The following is a 20,511-nucleotide window of genomic DNA, read 5'->3' on the forward strand; positions in this document are numbered from 1 at the left end:
CCTCTTTATCGAAATTCTGAAAAAATAAGGGAAAAGAGCCAGTAAAACTGACTCCTTCTATTTATCTTGCCAATTAGTCGCACGTTCCTCTCCCCACCAGTATGGGATCAACTCGGCAACTTTGATTGTTTTTCTTGTTTTGTAGTCCATCATAAACTCTGCTTCTTTATTTTCAGCATTCAATTCTAAGAGAAATTCTCTGCATGCGCCACAGGGCATACCTGATCCTTCGCCGTAGGGAGGTTTATCTCGAAAGGCGAGGATTTTCTTAACTTTAGTTTGTCCTGACAATTGATACATATTGAAGAGAGCCGCTCGTTCTGCGCAAAGATGAAAAACGCCACAAGTGCCCTCCATACAGAATCCTGTGAAGATCTGACCATCTTCTGCTTCTACCGCAGCAACAACATGATTAGCATAAACAAAGTCAGAAACTTCATGGGGATTGAATAGGATTCGTGCTTCTTCATACATCTTTTCCCATGTATCCATTGGAAGTCCTTTTTATTTGGAAATCTCTTTCAGCATATTATCGATATGCTGAATTGACTTTTCACGTCCGAGTAAGAAAATGGTGTCTGGTAATTCTGGTCCATGCATTTCACCTGATACAGCAATACGAATCGGCATGAAGAGATTTTTCCCTTTGATACCTGTTTCTTTTTGAACTGCTTTGATTTGTGGGAAGATGTTTTCTGTCACAAATTCCTCATCTGTCATTGCTTCTAGTTTCGCTTTGAAGGCTTCTAGAACAACCGGAACGGTTTCTCCTGCCATGACCTCGCGCTCAGCGTCTGTCAACTCTGGGAAATCTGCAAAGAAAAGATCTGTCAATGGAACAATTTCATCCACTGACTTCATTTGTGGTTTGTAGAGTTCCACCATTTTTTCAGACTTGTCAGTCAAACGCCCTGCTTTTTCTAGGAATGGTTTGGCCATTTCAAAGATAGTAGCAAGTTCTGCTCTCTTGATGTAGTCGTTGCTCATCCAGTCTAGTTTCTTCTGATCGAAGGCTGCTGGTGACTTGCTGAGACGATTTTCATCAAAGAGTTTAATCAATTCCTCACGTGAGAAAATTTCATCTTCGCCTCCTGGGTTCCAACCAAGAAGAGCGATAAAGTTAAAGACTGCTTCTGGCAAATAGCCTTTTTTACGGTAGTCTTCGATAAATTGAAGGGTGTTGGTGTCGCGTTTAGACAATTTTTTACCCGTTTCAGAGTTGATGATCAAAGTCATGTGACCGAACTCTGGAGCTTCCCAACCAAGAGCCTCATAAACCATAAGCTGTTTTGGGGTGTTGGCAATGTGGTCATCTCCACGGATAACGTGAGAAATCTGCATATCGTGGTCATCGATCACAACGGCAAAATTATAAGTTGGGTAACCGTCTTTCTTTTGGATTACCCAGTCGCCACCGATATTTGCACCTTCAAATTCGATATCACCTTTGACCATATCATGCCACTTGTAGATACCAGACTCATTAACCGCCAAACGAACAGTCGGGATGATACCCGCTGCTTCACGTTCTGCAACGTAAGCTGCTTTTTCTTCTTCGCTCATGCCAAGGTATTCATTAACGTAGCGAGGTGTTTCACCAGCTGCTTCTTGACGTTCACGTTCAGCTGCCAACTCTTCTTCTGTAACGTAAGATTTGTAGGCTTTTCCTTCAGCTAGCAATTGGTCGATGTATTTTTGATAGAGTTCCAAACGCTCAGACTGGCGGTAGTTTTCATGAGTTTCTGGGCTTTCATCCCAATCCATGCCTAACCAACGAAGATTTTCAAGCTGTGAACGTTCACCATCCTCAACATGGCGTTTACGGTCGGTATCTTCGATACGAATAATAAAAGTTCCACCATGATGGCGTGCGTAAAGGTAGTTGAATAATGCTGTACGGGCATTTCCGATGTGTAGTAGTCCTGTTGGACTTGGTGCGTAGCGTACGCGGATATCTTTTGACATAGTTTCTCCTATAAAGTCTCTAGGCGTCTGCCTTTTTGCTTTCTATATTATATCACAAGTCTCGCCTGAGTCCAATGTCTACGAATAAAGAGAGTAAAAAGAGTGGTCAGGCCACTCTTTTCTTCTATTATAGACGTGCGTTAAGCTCTTTGCTCAATTCTTCAAATCCTGGTTTTCCAAGAAGGGCAAACATGTTGCGTTTGTAGGCTTCAACACCTGGTTGGTCAAATGGGTTGATAGCATTCAAGTAACCTGAAAGGGCGATTGCCAATTCGAAGAAGTAGATAGTGTAGCCAAGAGTGAAGGCATCTTGCTCAGGAAGAGTAACGTACATGTTTGGTACATCACCGTCTGTATGGGCAAGAAGAACACCGTCAGTTGCTTTTTTGTTTACAAAGTCAACGTCTTTTCCTTGAAGGTAACCAAGTCCATCAAGGTCTTCTTTCAAAGTAGGGATAATCACATTCTTGCGCGGTTTGTCCACACGGACAACTGTTTCAAACATGATACGAGTTCCTTCTTGGATAAATTGACCCAATGAGTGCAAGTCAGTTGAGAAGTTTGCTGAAGTTGGGTAAATACCTTTTTGGTCTTTCCCTTCTGACTCACCAGCCAATTGTTTCCACCATTCTGAGAAGTATTGAAGTGATGGCTCGTAGTTTACCAAGATTTCAGTAGCGTAGCCTTTGCGGTAAAGGATGTTACGAACTGCTGCGTATTGGTAAGCTTCATTTTCAGCAATCTTGTCTGAAGTGTAGTCTTTACGAGCTGCATTCGCACCTTCCATAAGGGCTTTGATGTCTGCACCTGATGCAGCGATTGGAAGCAAACCAACTGCTGTCAAGACTGAGAAGCGTCCACCAATGTCATCTGGAACAACAAATGTTTCCCAACCGTTGGCATCTGCTTCAACCTTAACAGCACCTTTTTGGCGGTCAGTTGTTGCATAGATACGTTTGTTGGCTTCTTCTTGTCCGTATTTCTTAACCAAAAGTTCTTTGAAGACACGGAAAGCGATCGCTGGTTCAGTTGTTGTACCTGATTTAGAAATCACGTTTACTGAGAAGTCTTTGTCTGCAACATACTCTACCAAGTCAGCAAGGTAAGTAGATGAGATTGAGTTTCCAGCGTAAAGGATTTGTGGTGCTTTGCGTTCTTCTTTTGTTTGTAAGTTTGCAAAGTGATGGTTCAAGAAGTCGATAGCTGCTTTGGCACCAAGGTAAGATCCACCGATACCGATAACAACCAAGACATCGCTATCTGACTTGATTTGCTCAGCAGCTTTCAAGATGCGGCCAAATTCTTCGCGGTCGTAATTTTCAGGAAGGTCCAACCAACCCAAAAAGTCGCTACCAGCACCAGTTCCTTTGCGGATCAATTCGTCTGCTGCTGTTACTTGTGATTGCATGTATTCCACTTCATGTGGGGCAACAAATTTGTCCAAAACTTTTGAATAATCAAATTTAATATGTGACATGATATTCCTCCAATATTTCTTCTTTTCTATCATAACGCTTACCTTCGATTTTTTCAAGCTTTTTTATTGAATTTGCCCAATTTTTATCAGAATTCAAACGTTTGCGTAAAAATGCTAAAATACAAAAAATCTGAAGGGACGAATAAAAACGGCTAGAGTCTCTAACCGTTACAATTCATTTAATAAATACTCAAATAGTTCTAAATTGCCGTCTTCTTCATTAACCAGAAACTCTGGATGCCACTGCAAACCGATGATACGGTGCTCATCGATAGACTCAATTGCTTCGATGGTCTGGTCTCTTGGATCAATAGCTGTCACACGGAAATTAGGCGCCAGATCTTTAATACTTTGACGATGGACTGAGTTGACCTGACTTTCTTTTCCAAACAACTTAGCCACCACGCTTCCTTCTACTGTCTCAATAGAATGAGATATCCCAAAAGGCAGGCCTTGCCAGTGACCTTCAATTTCTTGGTGAAGAGTGCCGCCAAAAGCAACATTGACCAGCTGAACCCCACGACAGATTGCCATAATTGGTTTATTCTGATGGAGTGCTTCTCTCAAGAGTGCCAATTCAAATTCATCACGAGCAAGGTTGTAATCATCGCTCTCGATAGTTTTTTTCTCTCCATAAAACTGAGGATGGACATTTTGCCCACCTGTCAAGATCAGTTTGTCGATCATTTCCACATAATCGCGAACAACGGACTCATCACCAACAGGAATAACCAAGGGGAGACCGCCGACCTGACGAATGCTCTCTGCAAATTTACAAGATACAGATGAATGAATGTTTTTCCCTTCTGCATCTACAGGACATAGATTTGCAGCAACTCCTACAACCGTTCTAGCCATGATGTGTCTCCCTTCGATTTTCTTGCGACAGTCTTATCTTATCACTCCAATCCTTTCCTGTCTAATATGTTTTTTAAAAGACCGTGATAAGTATTTTTTATAGTCAAGAAAAAGCTGCCCAATGAGGACAACTTCTTTTTTATTCGAAGACAAATTGATTGTGATAGAGTTCTGAGTAGAAACCGCCGAGTTTGAGCAACTCGTGATGATTTCCACGTTCAATGACCTCTCCATCTTTGAGGACAATAATCTGATCGGCATTGAGGATGGTCTTGAGACGATGGGCAATGACAAAACTGGTTCGACCTGCTACAACCGCCTCCATGGCATGTTGAATCTTGCTTTCTGTTACGGTATCGACATTGGAAGTCGCTTCATCTAAGATTAGGACTTGAGGATCTGTCATCAAGGTCCGAGCGATGGAAATCAATTGTTTCTGACCAGTCGAGAAGATATTTTGCTCATCATCAATAAGGGTATCATACTTGTCAGGCAAGCTTTCGATGTAGTCATGAATATGAGTTGCCTTTGCAGCTGCTTCGACCATTTCCTGACTGGCATCTGGCACACCAAAGCGGATATTATCCCGAATCGTTCCACTAAACAAGACCGAATCCTGCAAGACAATACCAACCTTGCTCCGCAGGCTGTCCAAGTCATAGTCACGGATGTCTTTTCCATCAAAGGAAATGCTACCTGCATCTACATCGTAGAAACGATTGATGAGGTTCATGATGGTCGTCTTCCCTGAACCAGTCGGGCCGACAACTGCTACCATCTGCCCCTTAGGAGCTGAAATGCTGACATCTTTTAAAATCGGCTTGTCTGGCACATAAGAGAAATCAATGTGACTGATTTCAACGCCTTCTCGTAATTCCGTAAAGGCTGGTGCATTTTGCGGGCGAATCTCTTCTTCTGCATCGAACATTTCTTGGATACGATCCGCCCCAGTAAAGGCTAACTGGAGACTCCCCCAACTCGCAGCCACCTGGATAATCGGCTGGTAGTACTGCTGAGAAAATTGGGTAAACATGACAATCAAACCTAGGGCTGTCGTTGTTTCGATACTTGGATCGTTCAGCAGGACCGCAGAACCTGCAAAAATGACGATGGCCGTATTGACCAAACTCATCCCATTCATGACTGGAAAGAGGATGCCTGAGAACATTCTCCCTTTAAAGGTTGCCTTGCGCACGCGCTCATTTTGCTCCACAAAGCCTGCTACGATGTCGTCTTGAATTCCTTGTACGATAACAGCTTTCTGTCCAGAAATACTCTCATCCATGTAGGCGTTGAGTTTCCCAACCTCTTTTTGCTGGAGATTGGTGTACTTGCGGGCCATCTTCACGATAAAGACCAGCATGAGAAAGGCCACTGGGGTGCTGGCTACTGTTATCAGGGCGAGCGTCACATTTCTTGAAAACATGACAAAAATCAAACCGATGTAAAGAGCAATATTGCTCATGACCTGAACTAAGCTTTCATTGAAGGCTTGAAGGATGTTGTCCAAGTCACTCGTGAATCGAGAAAGGATATCGCCATCCTGATGGCGGTCAAAGAAAGAAACCGTCAAACGGGAAAGTTTACCAAAAAGGCCCTTACGCATCTCATTTGTCGACTCGGCAATCACACGAGTCATCAAGGTCATGTAAATCAAACTGGATACCACTAAGGCGAGGACAACTAGAGCTAGATTCAGCATCAGAGCTGATAAACTCTGCCAGGCTAGTTCGGAAGTTCCATTTTGATAAGCTAAAACTAGGTTAGCGAGCTCCGTCACTGCTTGACCTGAAAAAACTGGAAAGAGGGCTTGGGCAATTGTCGCAACTGCAACCATCAGAATCACAATGACAAAGGAGAGCTTGTAAACTTTAAAGTAATTCCAGAAAAATCGCACTGTTTTCATTTTATTCCTCCTTTCCCTTTTGTGTTTCGTAGATTTCTCGGTAGATGGCGTTGTTAGCTACCAAGTCTGCATGTGTTCCTTGACCAATCAATCGTCCTTGGTCCAAGACCAAAATCTTATCTGCATGGACGACTGAACTGATCTTTTGAGCGATGATAATGGTTGTCGTCCCTTTCAGGTCTTTATTCAAAGCTTCCTGTACGAGTCTTTCTGACTTAGCATCCAATGCCGAAGTTGAATCGTCAAAAATCAGGATACGGGGATTGCTGACAATCCCACGGGCAATGGACATCCGTTGCTTTTGTCCACCAGAAAAGTTGGTGCCACGTTCTTCGACCTGACTCTCAAATTTGTTTTCCATGCGTCCGATAAATTCGCTGGCTTGAGCAATCCGTGCTGCACGTTCCATTTCTGACACGCTGGCATTTCCTTTTCCTTGACGAAGATTATCTGCAATGGTTCCGCTAAAGAGAATAGCACGTTGCAAGACGATGGAAACTGTTTTACGCAAGGTTCCCTCGCTGACGTCTCGAATATCCTTGCCACCAATCTTGATAGATCCCTCCTGTGGATCAAACAGTCGTGGAATTAACTGAGCTAGGGTGGATTTCCCTGCTCCAGTCGCCCCAACCACACCGATCATCTGACCAGGCGCAATATCAAAGGTTACATTCTTCAGCGTAGGCTCATCATCATTGGGATAGGTAAAGGTCACATTTTCAAAAGAGAGACTTCCTTCTAACTCCTCATCTGGGAGATCTTTAAAGGTCATCGCTGGCTCAGTATCTAGAATCTCTCGGATACGACGCAAGGAAATCATGGCACGGCTGACAGAATTTCCTAAAAAACCAACCATGATAATAGTAAAGATAATCTGGCTGAGATAGTTGATAAAGGAAGCAATAGAGCCCACAACAGATGGATCTGACTGAGCCATTCCAGCCACCAACCAGATAGAGAGGAAGACCGCTCCATAGCCGACTAGCATCATAACGGGTTCTATAACTGAGAAGGCATAACCGATATAAAGATTTTGGCCGAGAAGTTCATCTGAAACCTCGGTAAATTTGTCAAATTGTGCTTTTTCCTGCACAAAGGATTTGACTACGCGCACACCACGTAGATTTTCTTTGGCGATAGCATTGATCCGTTCAAGAAGGGTTTGAAACTTAGCAAATCGTGGCCCCATCATCCCCATCATGATGGCTGTTAGTGCAAAGATTAGGAGCACCATGAGGACAATCACCCACCAAAGCGACGGAAGAGTGTGAACCGCCAAGATAAAGGAACCGATAAAGAGAAGAGGGAGACGGAAGAGGATTTGAAAAGCCATCATCACCACATTCTGAATTTGGTTGATATCATTGGTCATACGGACGACAAGGTTGCCGGCATTAAACTGCTCGATATTGGCATAAGAAAAAGTCTGGATCTTGCGAAAAGCGTCTTCCCGAAGGTCCGAAGACACTCCTTGAGCAATATAGGCTGCAAGCGTTACATTGACCCCACCTGCAACCAGACCGACTAGGGCTACTCCTATCAGCCAAGCGCCAATACTATAAATCGCCTCATGTTGACCGGCCAACAAAGCCTCTAACACCTCTTGCAAATAGCGCGGTTGCAAGAGTGAACTCGCAACCATCAAGCCTGTCATCACTAGGGATGCCAAGGCCTGCCATTTATAGGTTTTTATTTTTTTAATGAGCATATTTCCTCCTGATAAAATAGATAAAGGGAGCGACATCCTGCGTCAGTTCCTTCTCATTCGTTCATATTGATGCTATTCTAGCAAAAAAGAGGAATCTTGTCAAAGAAGTCTCCTTATTATAAATTAGTGCGCTTTCATATACAGGTGATGCATGAAAAGGCTTTTTATGGTAAAATGAAAGGAAGAACTCTTACAAGGAGGAAAAGATGAAGAAACAAACCATCGCTGTCTTGGGTCCTGGTTCTTGGGGGACCGCCCTTTCGCAGGTCCTAAACGACAATGGACACGAGGTTCGAATTTGGGGAAATATTTCTGACCAGATCGATGAAATCAATAACCAACATACAAACAAACGCTATTTCAAAGATATCCTACTCGACGAAAAGATCAAAGCCTATCATGACTTGGAAGAAACACTAAAGGATGTGGATGCTGTTTTATTTGTGGTCCCAACAAAAGTAACGAGACTGGTTGCCCAACAAGTAGCAAAGGTGCTCGATCACAAGGTTATCATCATGCATGCCTCCAAAGGATTGGAACCAGATAGCCACAAACGTCTATCAACCATTCTTGAAGAGGAAATCCCAGCTGACCTTCGTAGTGAAGTCGTCGTTGTTTCAGGACCAAGCCATGCTGAGGAAACTATTGTACGGGATATTACCTTGATCACTGCAGCCTCTAAAGACCTCGAAACTGCTCAGTACGTCCAAAATCTCTTTAGTAATCACTACTTCCGCCTCTATACTAATACGGATGTTATCGGGGTTGAAACCGCTGGTGCTCTCAAAAACATCATCGCAGTTGGCGCTGGCGCACTACATGGTCTAGGGTTTGGCGACAATGCCAAGGCGGCTATCATTGCCCGTGGCTTGGCAGAAATCACCCGTCTAGGAGTCGCTCTTGGGGCCAATCCTCTAACTTATAGCGGTCTTTCTGGAGTTGGGGATTTGATTGTAACGGGAACATCTGTCCACTCTCGTAACTGGAGGGCCGGTAATGCTCTTGGCCGTGGAGAATCCCTCGCAGACATCGAAGCAAACATGGGCATGGTCATCGAAGGAATCTCAACGACTCGAGCAGCTTACGAACTGGCTCAGGAATTGGGTGTCTACATGCCAATCACACAGGCTATTTACCGAGTTATCTACGAAGGTGTCAATATCAAAGAAGCAATCACTGACATTATGAGCAATGAATTTAAAGCAGAAAACGAATGGTCATAGACCTTTATAGAAAGGAACATTTATGAAACAAAAAGTCAGAAAAGCAGTCATCCCTGCCGCTGGATTGGGAACTCGTTTCCTCCCAGCAACTAAGGCCTTGGCCAAGGAAATGTTGCCAATCGTAGACAAGCCAACTATCCAGTTTATCGTTGAAGAAGCTCTCAAATCTGGTATCGAAGACATTTTGGTTGTTACTGGTAAGTCAAAACGTTCCATTGAGGACCACTTCGACTCAAACTTCGAATTGGAATACAACCTCAAAGAAAAAGGGAAAACAGATCTTTTAAAGCTAGTTGATGAAACAACTGGCATGCGCCTACATTTTATCCGCCAAACGCATCCACGTGGTCTCGGCGATGCCGTTTTGCAAGCCAAGGCTTTCGTTGGAAATGAACCCTTTATCGTTATGCTTGGTGATGACTTGATGGATATCACCAACGAAAAAGCTGTTCCGCTCACCAAACAACTCATGGATGACTACGAGCGTACCCACGCGTCTACTATCGCTGTTATGCCAGTCCCTCATGACGAAGTATCTGCTTACGGGGTTATTGCTCCACAAGGCGAAGGAAAAGACGGTCTTTACAGCGTTGAAACCTTCGTTGAAAAACCAGCGCCAGAGGATGCTCCTAGCGACCTTGCTATCATCGGACGCTACCTCCTCACGCCTGAAATTTTCCAAATCCTCGAAAACCAAGCTCCAGGTGCAGGAAATGAAATTCAGCTGACAGATGCAATCGATACCCTCAATAAAACACAACGTGTATTTGCTCGTGAGTTCAAGGGGGCTCGTTACGATGTCGGAGATAAGTTTGGCTTTATGAAAACCTCCATCGACTATGCTCTCAAACACCCACAAGTCAAAAACGACTTGAAAGACTACCTCATCCAACTCGGAAAAGAGTTAGCTGAGGGGAAATAGAAGAACAGTTCACATAAAAAAAGAACTAGGATAGTTAATTATCCCAGTTCTTTTTATTTTGTATTACTATCATCCCGAACATATAAACCAACAAAAGGAAATCGTATTTCTCAGTTAACCCACTTACAAGCTCCATCGAATTGATCTCGAATTTTATGAAAGCGCTACTATATTATTTGTTTTTTTATAAAAATAGGAGTACAATGAGTTAGTATAATAAAATAAAAAGCACCGAATCGGTGCGCATAATTGATTATGGATAACCATATTTTAACTCAAAAGAAAAATCTTTTGGCTGTGTTGTCTCGAATAGTTCCAACACAGATATTATACAAAAAATAAAATCGAAAATCAAGACAAGGAGCAGTTTTATGGCAAAATTTAATAAGAATTATTCAATCGGCTTAGATATAGGTGTATCATCCGTCGGTTATGCCGTTGTAACTGAAGATTATCGAGTACCTGCTTTTAGATTTAAAGTTTTAGGTAATACAGAAAAAGAAAAAATAAAAAAGAATTTAATCGGATCTACCACCTTTGTACCCGCTCAATCAGCTCAAGGAACTCGGGTATTTCGTGTTAATCGCCGGAGAATTGATAGAAGAAATCATAGAATTGCTTATTTAAGAGATATTTTTCAAAAAGAGATTGAAAAAGTCGATAAAAATTTTTATCGTAGATTAGATGAAAGTTTTAGAGTGCTTGGTGATAAAAGTGAGGATATACAGATAAAACAGCCATTTTTTGGTGATAAAGAACTAGAGACTGCCTATCACAAGAAATATCCTACGATTTATCATTTACGAAAACACTTAGCTGATGCAGATAAAAGCTCTCCCGTAGCCGATATTCGTGAAGTTTACATGGCCTTATCACATATTTTAAAGTATAGAGGACATTTTTTAACGTTAGATAAGATTAATCCTAATAATATCAATATGCAAAACTCTTGGATTGATTTCATTGAATCTTGTCAAGAAGTTTTCGATTTGGAAGTCTCTGAAGAATCTAAAACCATAGCAGCTATATTTAAATCCAGTGATAACAGACAAGAAAAAGTTAAAAAAATACTACCCTATTTTCAACAAGAGCTTCTTAAAAAAGACAAAAGTATTTTCAAACAACTATTACAGCTATTATTTGGTTTAAAAACGAAATTTAAAGATTGTTTTGAATTAGAAGAAGAACCAGATCTTAATTTCTCCAAAGAAAGCTATGATGAAAATCTAGAAAACTTTCTTGGCTCATTAGAAGAAGATTTTTCCGATGTATTTGCTAAACTAAAAGTTTTACGCGATACTATACTTCTATCTGGTATGCTAACATACACTGGAACAACTCATGCTCGCTTTTCTGCTACTATGGCCGAGCGATACGAGGAACACCGTAAAGATTTGCAACGTTTCAAATCTTTTGTTAAACAAAATCTATCTGAACAAGATTACTTAGAGATCTTTGGCAGAAAAACACCAAATGGATTTGATGTAGATAAAGAAACAAAGGGATATGTTGGATACATATCTAATAAGATGGTATTAACTAATCCACAAAAACAAAAAACAATACAACAAAATTTTTATGACTATATTAGTGGGAAAATCACTGGTATTGAAGGGGCAGAATATTTTCTTAATAAAATATCAGACGGAACCTTTTTAAGAAAACTCCGTACAACTGATAATGGAGCTGTTCCTAATCAAATTCACACTTATGAACTAGAAAAAATTATAGAAAGGCAAGGAAGAGATTATCCTTTTCTACTAGAAAACAAAGATAAATTACTATCTATCTTGACATTTAAAATCCCTTATTATGTTGGTCCTCTGTCAAAAGGAAATAATAGTAGATTTGCTTGGATTAAACGAACGATTAGCCAAGATATTTTAGATGATAACGATGAAGATACTAGAAATGGTAAAATACGTCCTTGGAACTATCATAAACTTATAAATATGGATGAAACTAGAGATGCATTCATCACCAATCTAATAGGAAATGATATTATTCTCTTAAATGAAAAAGTTTTACCAAAACGTAGTTTGATCTATGAAGAAGTCATGCTCCAAAATGAATTAACTCGGGTCAAGTATAAAGACAAATATGGTAAAACTCACTTTTTCGATTCTGAACTCCGACAAGAAATAATCAATAACTTATTTAAAACGAATAGTAAACGTGTTAGTTCTGCAATGCTCCTTGATTACTTGGAGAATTACACAAATTTACAAGCGGTTGAGATTGTTTCAGGAATTGAAAAAGGCAAATCCCTTAATTCGACTTTAAAAACATATAATGATTTAAAAACTATTTTTTCAGAGGAGCTACTCGATTCTGAAATCTATCAAAAAGAGTTAGAAGAGATTGTCAAAGTTATTACTGTTTTTGATGATAAAAAATCTATTAAAAACTACCTTACAAAATATTTTGGACATCTTGAATTTTTAAATGAAGAGAGAATTAATCAACTCTCAAAATTACGCTATACTGGCTGGGGACGTTATTCAGCTAAGTTATTATTAGACATTCGCGACGAGGATACAGGTTTTAATTTAATGCAGTTCCTTCGAAACGATGATGAAAATCGTAATTTATCTCAGCTCATATCTGACAGCACTTTATCCTTTGATTCTGCTATCAAATCCATTCAATCTAAATCAACTGTTGAAGATGATGTATTTGACGAAATTAAAAAATTGGCTGGTAGTCCAGCTATCAAACGAGGAATTTTAAATAGTATTAAAATTGTTGATGAACTGGTTCAAATTATAGGATATCCACCCCAAAATATCGTTATTGAAATGGCTCGTGAAAATATGACCACCGAAGAGGGGCAAAAAAAGGCAAAAACTCGTAGAACTAAATTAGAATCTGCACTAAAAAATATTGAAAATAGTGTATTAGAAAATGGGAAAGTTCCTCATTCAGATGAACAACTACAATCTGAGAAATTATATTTATATTATCTTCAAAATGGAAAGGACATGTATTCCCTAGATAAAACCGGAAGCCCTACCCCCTTATACCGAGACCAGCTTGATCAATACGAAGTCGATCATATTATCCCCTATAGTTTTTTACCAATTGATTCGATTGATAATAAAGTATTAACGCATAGGGAAAACAATCAACGAAAGTTGAATAATATACCAGACAAAAAGACGGTTGCTAATATGAAACCTTTCTGGGAGAAATTATATAATGCCAAGTTAATTTCTCAAACGAAATATCAAAGATTAACTACTAGCGAACGAACTCCTGATGGTGTTCTGACCGAGAGCATGAAAGCTGGCTTTATTGAACGTCAATTAGTCGAAACACGACAAATTATAAAACACGTTGCTCGCATACTAGATAATCGTTTTTTAGACACCAAAATCATTACTTTAAAATCTCAACTAATTACCAATTTTAGAAATACCTTTCATATTGCAAAAATACGTGAGTTGAATGATTATCACCATGCTCATGATGCTTATCTAGCTGTTGTTGTAGGACAAACTCTTCTTAAAGCCTATCCAAAATTAGCTCCTGAGTTGATATATGGCCACCATGCTCACTTTAATCGACATGAAGAGAATAAAGCAACGATAAGAAAGCATCTCTATTCTAATATCATGAGATTCTTTAATAATCCAGATTCTAAAGTTAGTAAAAACATTTGGGATTGTAATAGGGATTTGCCAATCATAAAAGATATCATCTACAACTCTCAAGTCAACTTTGTCAAACGTACAATGATTAAAAAAGGAGCATTTTATAATCAAAATCCTGTCGGAAAATTTAATAAACAAATCGCTGCCAATAATCGATATCCACTAAAAACAAAAGTTTCATCTTTAGATACTTCCATATATGGAGGTTATGGGCCAATGAATTCTGCCTTATCTATTATCATAATTGCAGAGCGATTTAATGAAAAGAAATGTAAGATAGAGACTGTAAAAGAATTCCATGACATTTTTATCATAGATTATAAAAAATTTAATAATGATCCATTTCAATTCTTAAATGATACCTCAGAAAATGGTTTTCTTAAGAAGAATAATATAAATCGTGTTCTAGCTTTCTATAAAGTTCCAAAATATTCACTAATGCAGAAAATTGATGGAACAAGGATGCTATTTGAAAGCAAGTCAAACCTTCATAAAGCTACCCAATTTAAATTAACAAAAACTCAGAATGAATTGTTTTTCCATATGAGACGACTTTTGACTAAATCAAATTTGATGGATTTAAAATCTGAAAGTGCAATAAAGGAAAGCCAAAATTTTATACAGACTCATCAGAATGAGTTTGATAATATTGCGGATCGTTTATCAAATTATTCACAAAAAATGTTAGGTGAAACTAAGTCATTGCAAACTCTCATTAATGGATATAATGAAAGACCGATCAAACAAATTGACAATAACGAGGAGACAATTCGTTATTATTATGATAATTTTATAAAAATGTTTAGTTTTGTAAAGAGTGGTGCTCCAAAAGATATCATTAATTTCTTTAATGATAAATACACAGTACCAAGAATGCGTCCAAAGCCGGATAGAAAAATGCTTGATGCCACCCTCATCCACCAATCCATCACTGGTCTCTACGAGACTCGGATTGACTTGAGCAAACTAGGAGAAGACTAATGGGATGGAGAACCGTTGTTGTCAATACACACTCTAAGCTCTCTTACAAGAACAATCACTTGATTTTTAAAGATGCTTCTCGGACAGAGTTGATTCACCTGTCCGAGGTGGACATCCTACTTTTGGAGACGACGGATATCGTTCTCTCCACTATGTTGATTAAACGCTTGGTGGATGAAAATATTCTGGTCATCTTTTGTGATGATAAACGCTTGCCAACGGCATACTTAATGCCTTACTACGGTCGGCACGATTCCAGTTTACAACTCTCTCGCCAAATTACTTGGAGCGAGGAAGCTAAAGCACAAGTTTGGACCACCATTATTGCACAAAAAATTCTCAATCAAGCTTTTTATCTGGGGAGTTGTGGTTTTCTGGAAAAGAGCCAGTCCGTCATTGATCTCTATCATGGGCTGGATTTGTTTGATCCTAGTAACCGCGAAGGGCACGCAGCTCGGATTTATTTTAACACCTTGTTTGGAAATGATTTTAGCCGTGAACAAGATAATGATGTCAATGCTGCCTTAGACTACGGTTACACCTTAATTTTGAGTATGTTTGCGCGTGAGATTGTCTTGTCTGGTTGTATGACCCAGTTTGGCTTGAAACATGCCAACCAGTTTAATCAATTCAACCTCGCCAGTGATATTATGGAACCTTTTCGTCCGATTATTGACAGAATCGTCTATGAAAATCGAAACAGTTCTTTTGTCAAAATCAAACGAGAACTTTTCACTATTTTCTCAGATACCTTCCACTACAATGGTAAAGATATGTACCTGTCCAATATCGTCAGCGACTATACTAAGAAAGTCATCCAAGCTCTCAATCAACCCGAGAAAGGAGTTCCTGAGTTTAGGATATGAGTTATCGATATATGCGTATGATTTTAATGTTTGATATGCCAGTTGATACCGTAGAGGAACGTAAGGCCTATCGAAAATTTCGGAAGTTCCTCATAGACGAGGGATTTATCATGCACCAATTCTCCATCTATAGCAAGCTCTTGCTCAACAACTCTGCTAATAACGCCATGATTGAACGCCTTAAAACTCATAATCCTAAAAAAGGCAATATTACCCTCTTAACCGTTACAGAAAAGCAGTTTTCTCGCATGATTTACTTAAACGGCGAGCGAAATACCAGCGTAGCAAACTCCGACGCACGCTTGGTCTTTCTAGGAGAGGAGCCTCGAGATGAAGATTAATTTCCCGCTATTGGATGAACCATTAACCATTGAAAATGCAACTTTTTTAGTGTTGGAAGACCAGTTTACCTTTTCAACCATTGTCAAGCAGTTCTACCAATATACTGATGATGGGGAGTTGAAGTTGTTTGATAGAAATCTAAAAGCACTGAAAGAGTCCGAGTTACTAGTGATAACGGATGTCTTAGGATACAATCTCAACTCACCTGCCATGCTCAAGTTGATACATGCGGATCTTGAAAATCAGCTCAATGACAAGCCAGAAGTGAAGTCCATGATTGAAAAGCTGGTAGCTACGATTACAGAATTACTGGCATTTGAGTGCTTGGAAAACGAATTGGACTTAGAATACGACGAAATCACCATTCTGGAGTTAATCGATGCGCTAGGGGTCAAAGTTGAAACTCTAAGTGATACACCTTTTGAAAAGATGCTAGAAATTGTTCAAGTTTTTAAATATCTTTCCAAAAAGAAACTCCTTGTTTTCATCAATGCGACCGCCTATCTATCAAAGGATGAGTTAGTAAATCTGATAGAGTATATCCAACTCAATCAACTAAGAGTCTTATTTGTAGAACCTCGAAAAGTCTTTGATTTTCCGCAGTATGTGCTGGATCAAGACTATTTCTTGAACCCTGAAAATATGGTATAATAAGGGTAACAATTGGAACCTGACGAACTGAAGTCTGGCTGGGACGAATGGCGCGATTACGAAATTTCGTGAGAAAAATTTTTCTACGAGGTTTTAGAGCTGTGTTGTTTCGAATGGTTCCAAAACGGAGACATACGGGTTAAAGATGGACTAGCTGTTTTAGAGCTGTGTTGTTTCGAATGGTTCCAAAACTTTAACTCGAAGCAATGAACTTCTAGTCACGTTTTAGAGCTGTGTTGTTTCGAATGGTTCCAAAACGGCGATGCTGTTGATCGTTCAAACAAGGCCGTTTTAGAGCTGTGTTGTTTCGAATGGTTCCAAAACCAATCAGAGGAACTCTGAAAACCAAAAACAAGTTTTAGAGCTGTGTTGTTTCGAATGGTTCCAAAACAAATTATTTAGTGGTAACAATTAGTCCATTGTTTTAGAGCTGTGTTGTTTCGAATGGTTCCAAAACTACCACACAAGAAGCCTTAGCAAAAGATATGTTTTAGAGCTGTGTTGTTTCGAATGGTTCCAAAACAGTCACGCTTGAAAATGCCATGTTAGCTGTGTTTTAGAGCTGTGTTGTTTCGAATGGTTCCAAAACTTTGTCGGGAAGGATGTAACAGATATTCTGGTTTTAGAGCTGTGTTGTTTCGAATGGTTCCAAAACGTGAGTTTGCGATTCTTGTTATTGACGAGGGTTTTAGAGCTGTGTTGTTTCGAATGGTTCCAAAACTTTTATGTGCTGATGTTTTCCGTTTCTGCTGTTTTAGAGCTGTGTTGTTTCGAATGGTTCCAAAACGCTGGTCAGCCAGGAATATTCACCAGATACGTTTTAGAGCTGTGTTGTTTCGAATGGTTCCAAAACTGCACCTTACGATGAGGATCCTCGTATTATGTTTTAGAGCTGTGTTGTTTCGAATGGTTCCAAAACAGTCAGGGCGTTCCAAGCATCGGTATTGAGGTTTTAGAGCTGTGTTGTTTCGAATGGTTCCAAAACTCAATGATTTTAAACTTTTTGTGGATGGTGGTTTTAGAGCTGTGTTGTTTCGAATGGTTCCAAAACTTCTCTTCAATAATTTCGGCGTAAGATTTAGTTTTAGAGCTGTGTTGTTTCGAATGGTTCCAAAACAATACGATTTAAAAAAATGACGAAAATCAAGTTTTAGAGCTGTGTTGTTTCGAATGGTTCCAAAACCGGCATTATCAGAAAGTATCTTGACCCACAGTTTTAGAGCTGTGTTGTTTCGAATGGTTCCAAAACAGATAAAATCGTAACCCGCGCAAGAGGTAAGTTTTAGAGCTGTGTTGTTTCGAATGGTTCCAAAACTGAAAGCTAATGAAGATGCTATTAAAAAATGTTTTAGAGCTGTGTTGTTTCGAATGGTTCCAAAACCATCTCCTTCGCCCATTTTAGCTCTTAGCAGTTTTAGAGCTGTGTTGTTTCGAATGGTTCCAAAACCAATTTCTTCATTCTCTACAACTGCTCTTGGTTTTAGAGCTGTGTTGTTTCGAATGGTTCCAAAAAAAGCTACTCATTTTTTGAGTAGCTTTTTAACTATTCCATCCCTACGTATAGCTCATTCCTTTGTAGAAAAGGAAAACGGCTAGTGTGACAAAAAGTAGGGTTGCTCCGATTCGCTGGCTGGTACTATACATCCTTCTCTCCCATTTGACTGGAAAGATGACTGCTAGAAAGGCCCCACCTACCGCGCCACCAATATGCCCTGCTAGGCTGATTCCTGGAATCAGGACACTTCCGATGATATTTATCACGAAAAGCGTCAGGTAAGATTGCCCTAACTGCTGGATATAGGGGTTGCGAGTTGCGTAGCGCAAAACAATAATCGTAGCAAATAGTCCATAGAGGGAGGTGGATGCTCCTGCTGCTAGGACTTTCGGTGTGAAAGCAAAAACAAAGAGATTCCCCATCATTCCTGATAAGAGATAGAGAAAGAAAAACTGCTTAGAGCCGAAAATCTCCTCCACCTGTCGTCCAAGAAAGTAAAGTGAAATCATATTAACAATGAAATGCTCCCAACCGATATGCACAAATATAGCCGAAAAAAGGCGCCATATCTGCTCAGGGAACAGGCGAATGATCGGTCCATACATAGCTCCAAACTGAAACAGAGTTTTTGCCTGATCAAAGTTGATACCCGTAGTAATCAGCATCAGTAAAAATACAAAGCCAGTCACTAGGAGGAAAAAACTAGTCACAGGGTGACGTTTATCAAAGATTTCTTTCATCTATTAGCACCTCCTGGACGGGAATATCATGGTTTTCAAAGTCAAACTCCTGAACTTGACAAGGATAGATTGTACTCAGGCTATGCCAAGCAAAATTCTCCAAATAACGGTCGTAATAGCCTCCGCCGTATCCAATCCGATAGCCCTCTGTTGTAAAAGCCAAGCCCGGAACATGAATTAAATCAATCTGAGACGGTTCCACCACTTCCAAGTCTCCTTGCGGTTCCAGTAAACCAAAGGAGGTTTTTACCAACTGCTGCGGATCATATACCACAAACTCCATCCGCCCCTTGGGATAGGTTTTGGGTATCAGAACCTTTTTGCCGTCCTTCAGCGCCTGCTCGATCAATTCTTGCGTTTGAAATTCATGAGGGAAGGAGAGATAGGTTGCGATGGTCTTGGCTTCTTGGTAAAAAGGGTGACGTAAGAAACGCTCGGTTAAAGCTCGATTCATAGCCTGTTTTTTCTCCTGAGATAAAGCCTTCATTTCGTGTAAGACTTGCTTTCGTAGTTCTGCTTTCATAGACAATTCCTCTACTCTGCTGCCTTCTTTTTTAGGAAACTAGAGACCGCATCGACCCCAATGGCTAAGGCTTCTTCCTTAGGACTCATCTGAGGGTGATGAAGGGCGTAGGGACTATCAATACCCAGCCAAAACATAACGCCATTTACCTTTGAAAGGAGATAGCCAAAGTCCTCACCAGTCATAGCAGGCTCGATATCAATCAACTCGATTCCGTCTTTCTCTTCAAAAAAGTCCATCAGTTCACGCGCCAAGGCTGGATGGTTCTCCACAGGTAGGTAGCCTCCTTGCTTGAGTTCCACTTCAACTTCCATATCAAAGGCTGCTGCAACACCTTCTGCTACTGTCTTGACTCTTTTTTGTACTAATAGGCTCATGTCCTGAGTCAAGGCGCGAATGGTTCCGTGTAAAAATGCTGTGTCTGTAATGACATTGTTGGTTGTTCCAGCTTGGAAAAGACCAAATGTCACCACTGCTCCCTCGATTGGATTGACATTGCGGCTGACAACTGACTGTACTTGGGTTACAAAGTAACTAGCAGCCACCAAGGCGTCATTGGCCTCATGCGGAAAAGCTGCGTGTCCTCCTTTTCCTTTGAAACGAATCTTCACCTCACAAGTCCCTGCAAAGAGTGTATGAGTATTGGTCGCGATCTGCCCGACCTTCAAATCTGGACGAACATGAAGGCCATAGAACTGGTCTGGTAGCCAGTCCCCAAAAGCACCATCCTCATACATGAGCATACCACCGGCTTCATTCTCCTCAGCAGGCTGAAATAGGAAGAGCAGATTATTCTTGGGTTGCTCCTCAAGGGAGCGCTCAAGACAGCCCAAGGCAATGGTCATATGAAAATCATGGCCACAAGCATGCATGCGACCTTGGTGTTGAGAAGCAAAAGGCAGGCCTGTTTGTTCGACGATAGGCAGGCCATCAATATCTGTCCGCCAACCAATGGTCCGCTCCGGCTGACTTCCCTGCAAATATACCAAAATTCCTGTTCGCCAAGTACGAACTTGAACAAAGTCCTTGCCCTCAATCAATTTCTCAATCACATCCAGCAAATAAGCCTGAGTCTCGAACTCCTCCAAGCCAATCTCTGGAATCTGGTGTAAATCTCGTCTAGTCTGAATTAAATCTAACATCTATCGATCCTCCTTTTGATAGAAGAAAGAGGCTGGAAAAAGGGTTCCGCCTCTTTTTT

Annotated in this window: 15 protein-coding genes and 1 CRISPR repeat array; of the genes, 6 read left to right on the forward strand and 9 right to left on the reverse strand. The window is 40.4% G+C overall.

The window, feature by feature from the left end:
• Positions 1 to 57 precede the first annotated feature (57 nt).
• The 6 genes from FOA33_RS08540 to FOA33_RS08565 form a co-directional block, all read right to left on the reverse strand.
• The gene (locus FOA33_RS08540; RefSeq protein ID WP_221161300.1) at positions 58 to 492 is read right to left on the reverse strand and encodes a cytidine deaminase family protein; all 435 of its coding nucleotides are present in this window, start codon (positions 490 to 492) and stop codon (positions 58 to 60) included.
• A gap of 12 nt (positions 493 to 504) precedes the next feature.
• Positions 505 to 1,965: a glutamate--tRNA ligase gene (gene gltX, locus FOA33_RS08545; protein WP_221161301.1), complete on the reverse strand. Its 1,461-nt coding sequence runs from the start codon at positions 1,963 to 1,965 to the stop codon at positions 505 to 507.
• Between the two features lie 127 nt (positions 1,966 to 2,092).
• The gene (locus FOA33_RS08550; protein ID WP_221161302.1) at positions 2,093 to 3,442 is read right to left on the reverse strand and encodes a glucose-6-phosphate isomerase; all 1,350 of its coding nucleotides are present in this window, start codon (positions 3,440 to 3,442) and stop codon (positions 2,093 to 2,095) included.
• A gap of 168 nt (positions 3,443 to 3,610) precedes the next feature.
• On the reverse strand, positions 3,611 to 4,300 hold the full coding sequence (locus tag FOA33_RS08555; RefSeq protein ID WP_221161303.1) for a gamma-glutamyl-gamma-aminobutyrate hydrolase family protein: 690 nt from the start codon (positions 4,298 to 4,300) through the stop codon (positions 3,611 to 3,613).
• A 139-nt stretch (positions 4,301 to 4,439) separates the two neighbouring features.
• Positions 4,440 to 6,206 (reverse strand): ABC transporter ATP-binding protein, encoded by a 1,767-nt coding sequence (locus FOA33_RS08560; RefSeq protein WP_221161304.1) that lies wholly within the window; start codon positions 6,204 to 6,206, stop codon positions 4,440 to 4,442.
• Position 6,207: 1 nt separating this feature from the next.
• Positions 6,208 to 7,914, reverse strand: coding sequence for an ABC transporter ATP-binding protein (locus FOA33_RS08565; RefSeq protein WP_221161305.1), 1,707 nt, complete (start codon positions 7,912 to 7,914; stop codon positions 6,208 to 6,210).
• 206 nt (positions 7,915 to 8,120) lie between these two features.
• Between FOA33_RS08565 and FOA33_RS08570 the strand changes: the two genes are divergently transcribed.
• From FOA33_RS08570 to csn2, 6 genes are all read left to right on the forward strand, one after another.
• The gene (locus FOA33_RS08570) at positions 8,121 to 9,137 is read left to right on the forward strand and encodes an NAD(P)H-dependent glycerol-3-phosphate dehydrogenase (protein WP_221161306.1); all 1,017 of its coding nucleotides are present in this window, start codon (positions 8,121 to 8,123) and stop codon (positions 9,135 to 9,137) included.
• A 22-nt stretch (positions 9,138 to 9,159) separates the two neighbouring features.
• Complete coding sequence (galU, locus tag FOA33_RS08575; RefSeq protein ID WP_221161307.1) at positions 9,160 to 10,059, forward strand: UTP--glucose-1-phosphate uridylyltransferase GalU; 900 nt, start codon at positions 9,160 to 9,162, stop codon at positions 10,057 to 10,059.
• Between the two features lie 371 nt (positions 10,060 to 10,430).
• The gene (gene cas9, locus FOA33_RS08580; RefSeq protein ID WP_221161308.1) at positions 10,431 to 14,693 is read left to right on the forward strand and encodes a type II CRISPR RNA-guided endonuclease Cas9; all 4,263 of its coding nucleotides are present in this window, start codon (positions 10,431 to 10,433) and stop codon (positions 14,691 to 14,693) included.
• Complete coding sequence (cas1, locus tag FOA33_RS08585) at positions 14,693 to 15,559, forward strand: type II CRISPR-associated endonuclease Cas1 (protein ID WP_084852995.1); 867 nt, start codon at positions 14,693 to 14,695, stop codon at positions 15,557 to 15,559. Before cas9 ends, cas1 begins: the two co-directional genes overlap by 1 nt.
• Complete coding sequence (cas2, locus tag FOA33_RS08590) at positions 15,556 to 15,900, forward strand: CRISPR-associated endonuclease Cas2 (RefSeq protein ID WP_002876413.1); 345 nt, start codon at positions 15,556 to 15,558, stop codon at positions 15,898 to 15,900. Before cas1 ends, cas2 begins: the two co-directional genes overlap by 4 nt.
• Positions 15,890 to 16,552, forward strand: a complete 663-nt coding sequence (gene csn2, locus FOA33_RS08595) for a type II-A CRISPR-associated protein Csn2 (protein WP_221161309.1) — start codon at positions 15,890 to 15,892, stop codon at positions 16,550 to 16,552. Before cas2 ends, csn2 begins: the two co-directional genes overlap by 11 nt.
• A gap of 90 nt (positions 16,553 to 16,642) precedes the next feature.
• Positions 16,643 to 18,065: direct repeats of the CRISPR family, unit length 36 nt; unit sequence GTTTTAGAGCTGTGTTGTTTCGAATGGTTCCAAAAC.
• Positions 18,066 to 18,106: 41 nt separating this feature from the next.
• Here csn2 and FOA33_RS08600 read toward each other — a convergent pair.
• From FOA33_RS08600 to FOA33_RS08610, 3 genes are read right to left on the reverse strand one after another with little or no spacing between them, the layout of a single operon-like run.
• Positions 18,107 to 18,787 (reverse strand): rhomboid family intramembrane serine protease, encoded by a 681-nt coding sequence (locus tag FOA33_RS08600; RefSeq protein WP_221161310.1) that lies wholly within the window; start codon positions 18,785 to 18,787, stop codon positions 18,107 to 18,109.
• A complete protein-coding gene (locus FOA33_RS08605) occupies positions 18,771 to 19,310 on the reverse strand; it encodes a 5-formyltetrahydrofolate cyclo-ligase (RefSeq protein WP_221161311.1) in 540 nt (179 codons plus the stop codon). Before FOA33_RS08605 ends, FOA33_RS08600 begins: the two co-directional genes overlap by 17 nt.
• 11 nt (positions 19,311 to 19,321) lie before the next feature.
• Positions 19,322 to 20,452, reverse strand: coding sequence for an N-acetyldiaminopimelate deacetylase (locus FOA33_RS08610; RefSeq protein ID WP_221161312.1), 1,131 nt, complete (start codon positions 20,450 to 20,452; stop codon positions 19,322 to 19,324).
• Positions 20,453 to 20,511: the final 59 nt, after the last annotated feature.

This window comes from Streptococcus cristatus, from assembly GCF_019685515.1.
Lineage (GTDB): Bacteria > Bacillota > Bacilli > Lactobacillales > Streptococcaceae > Streptococcus.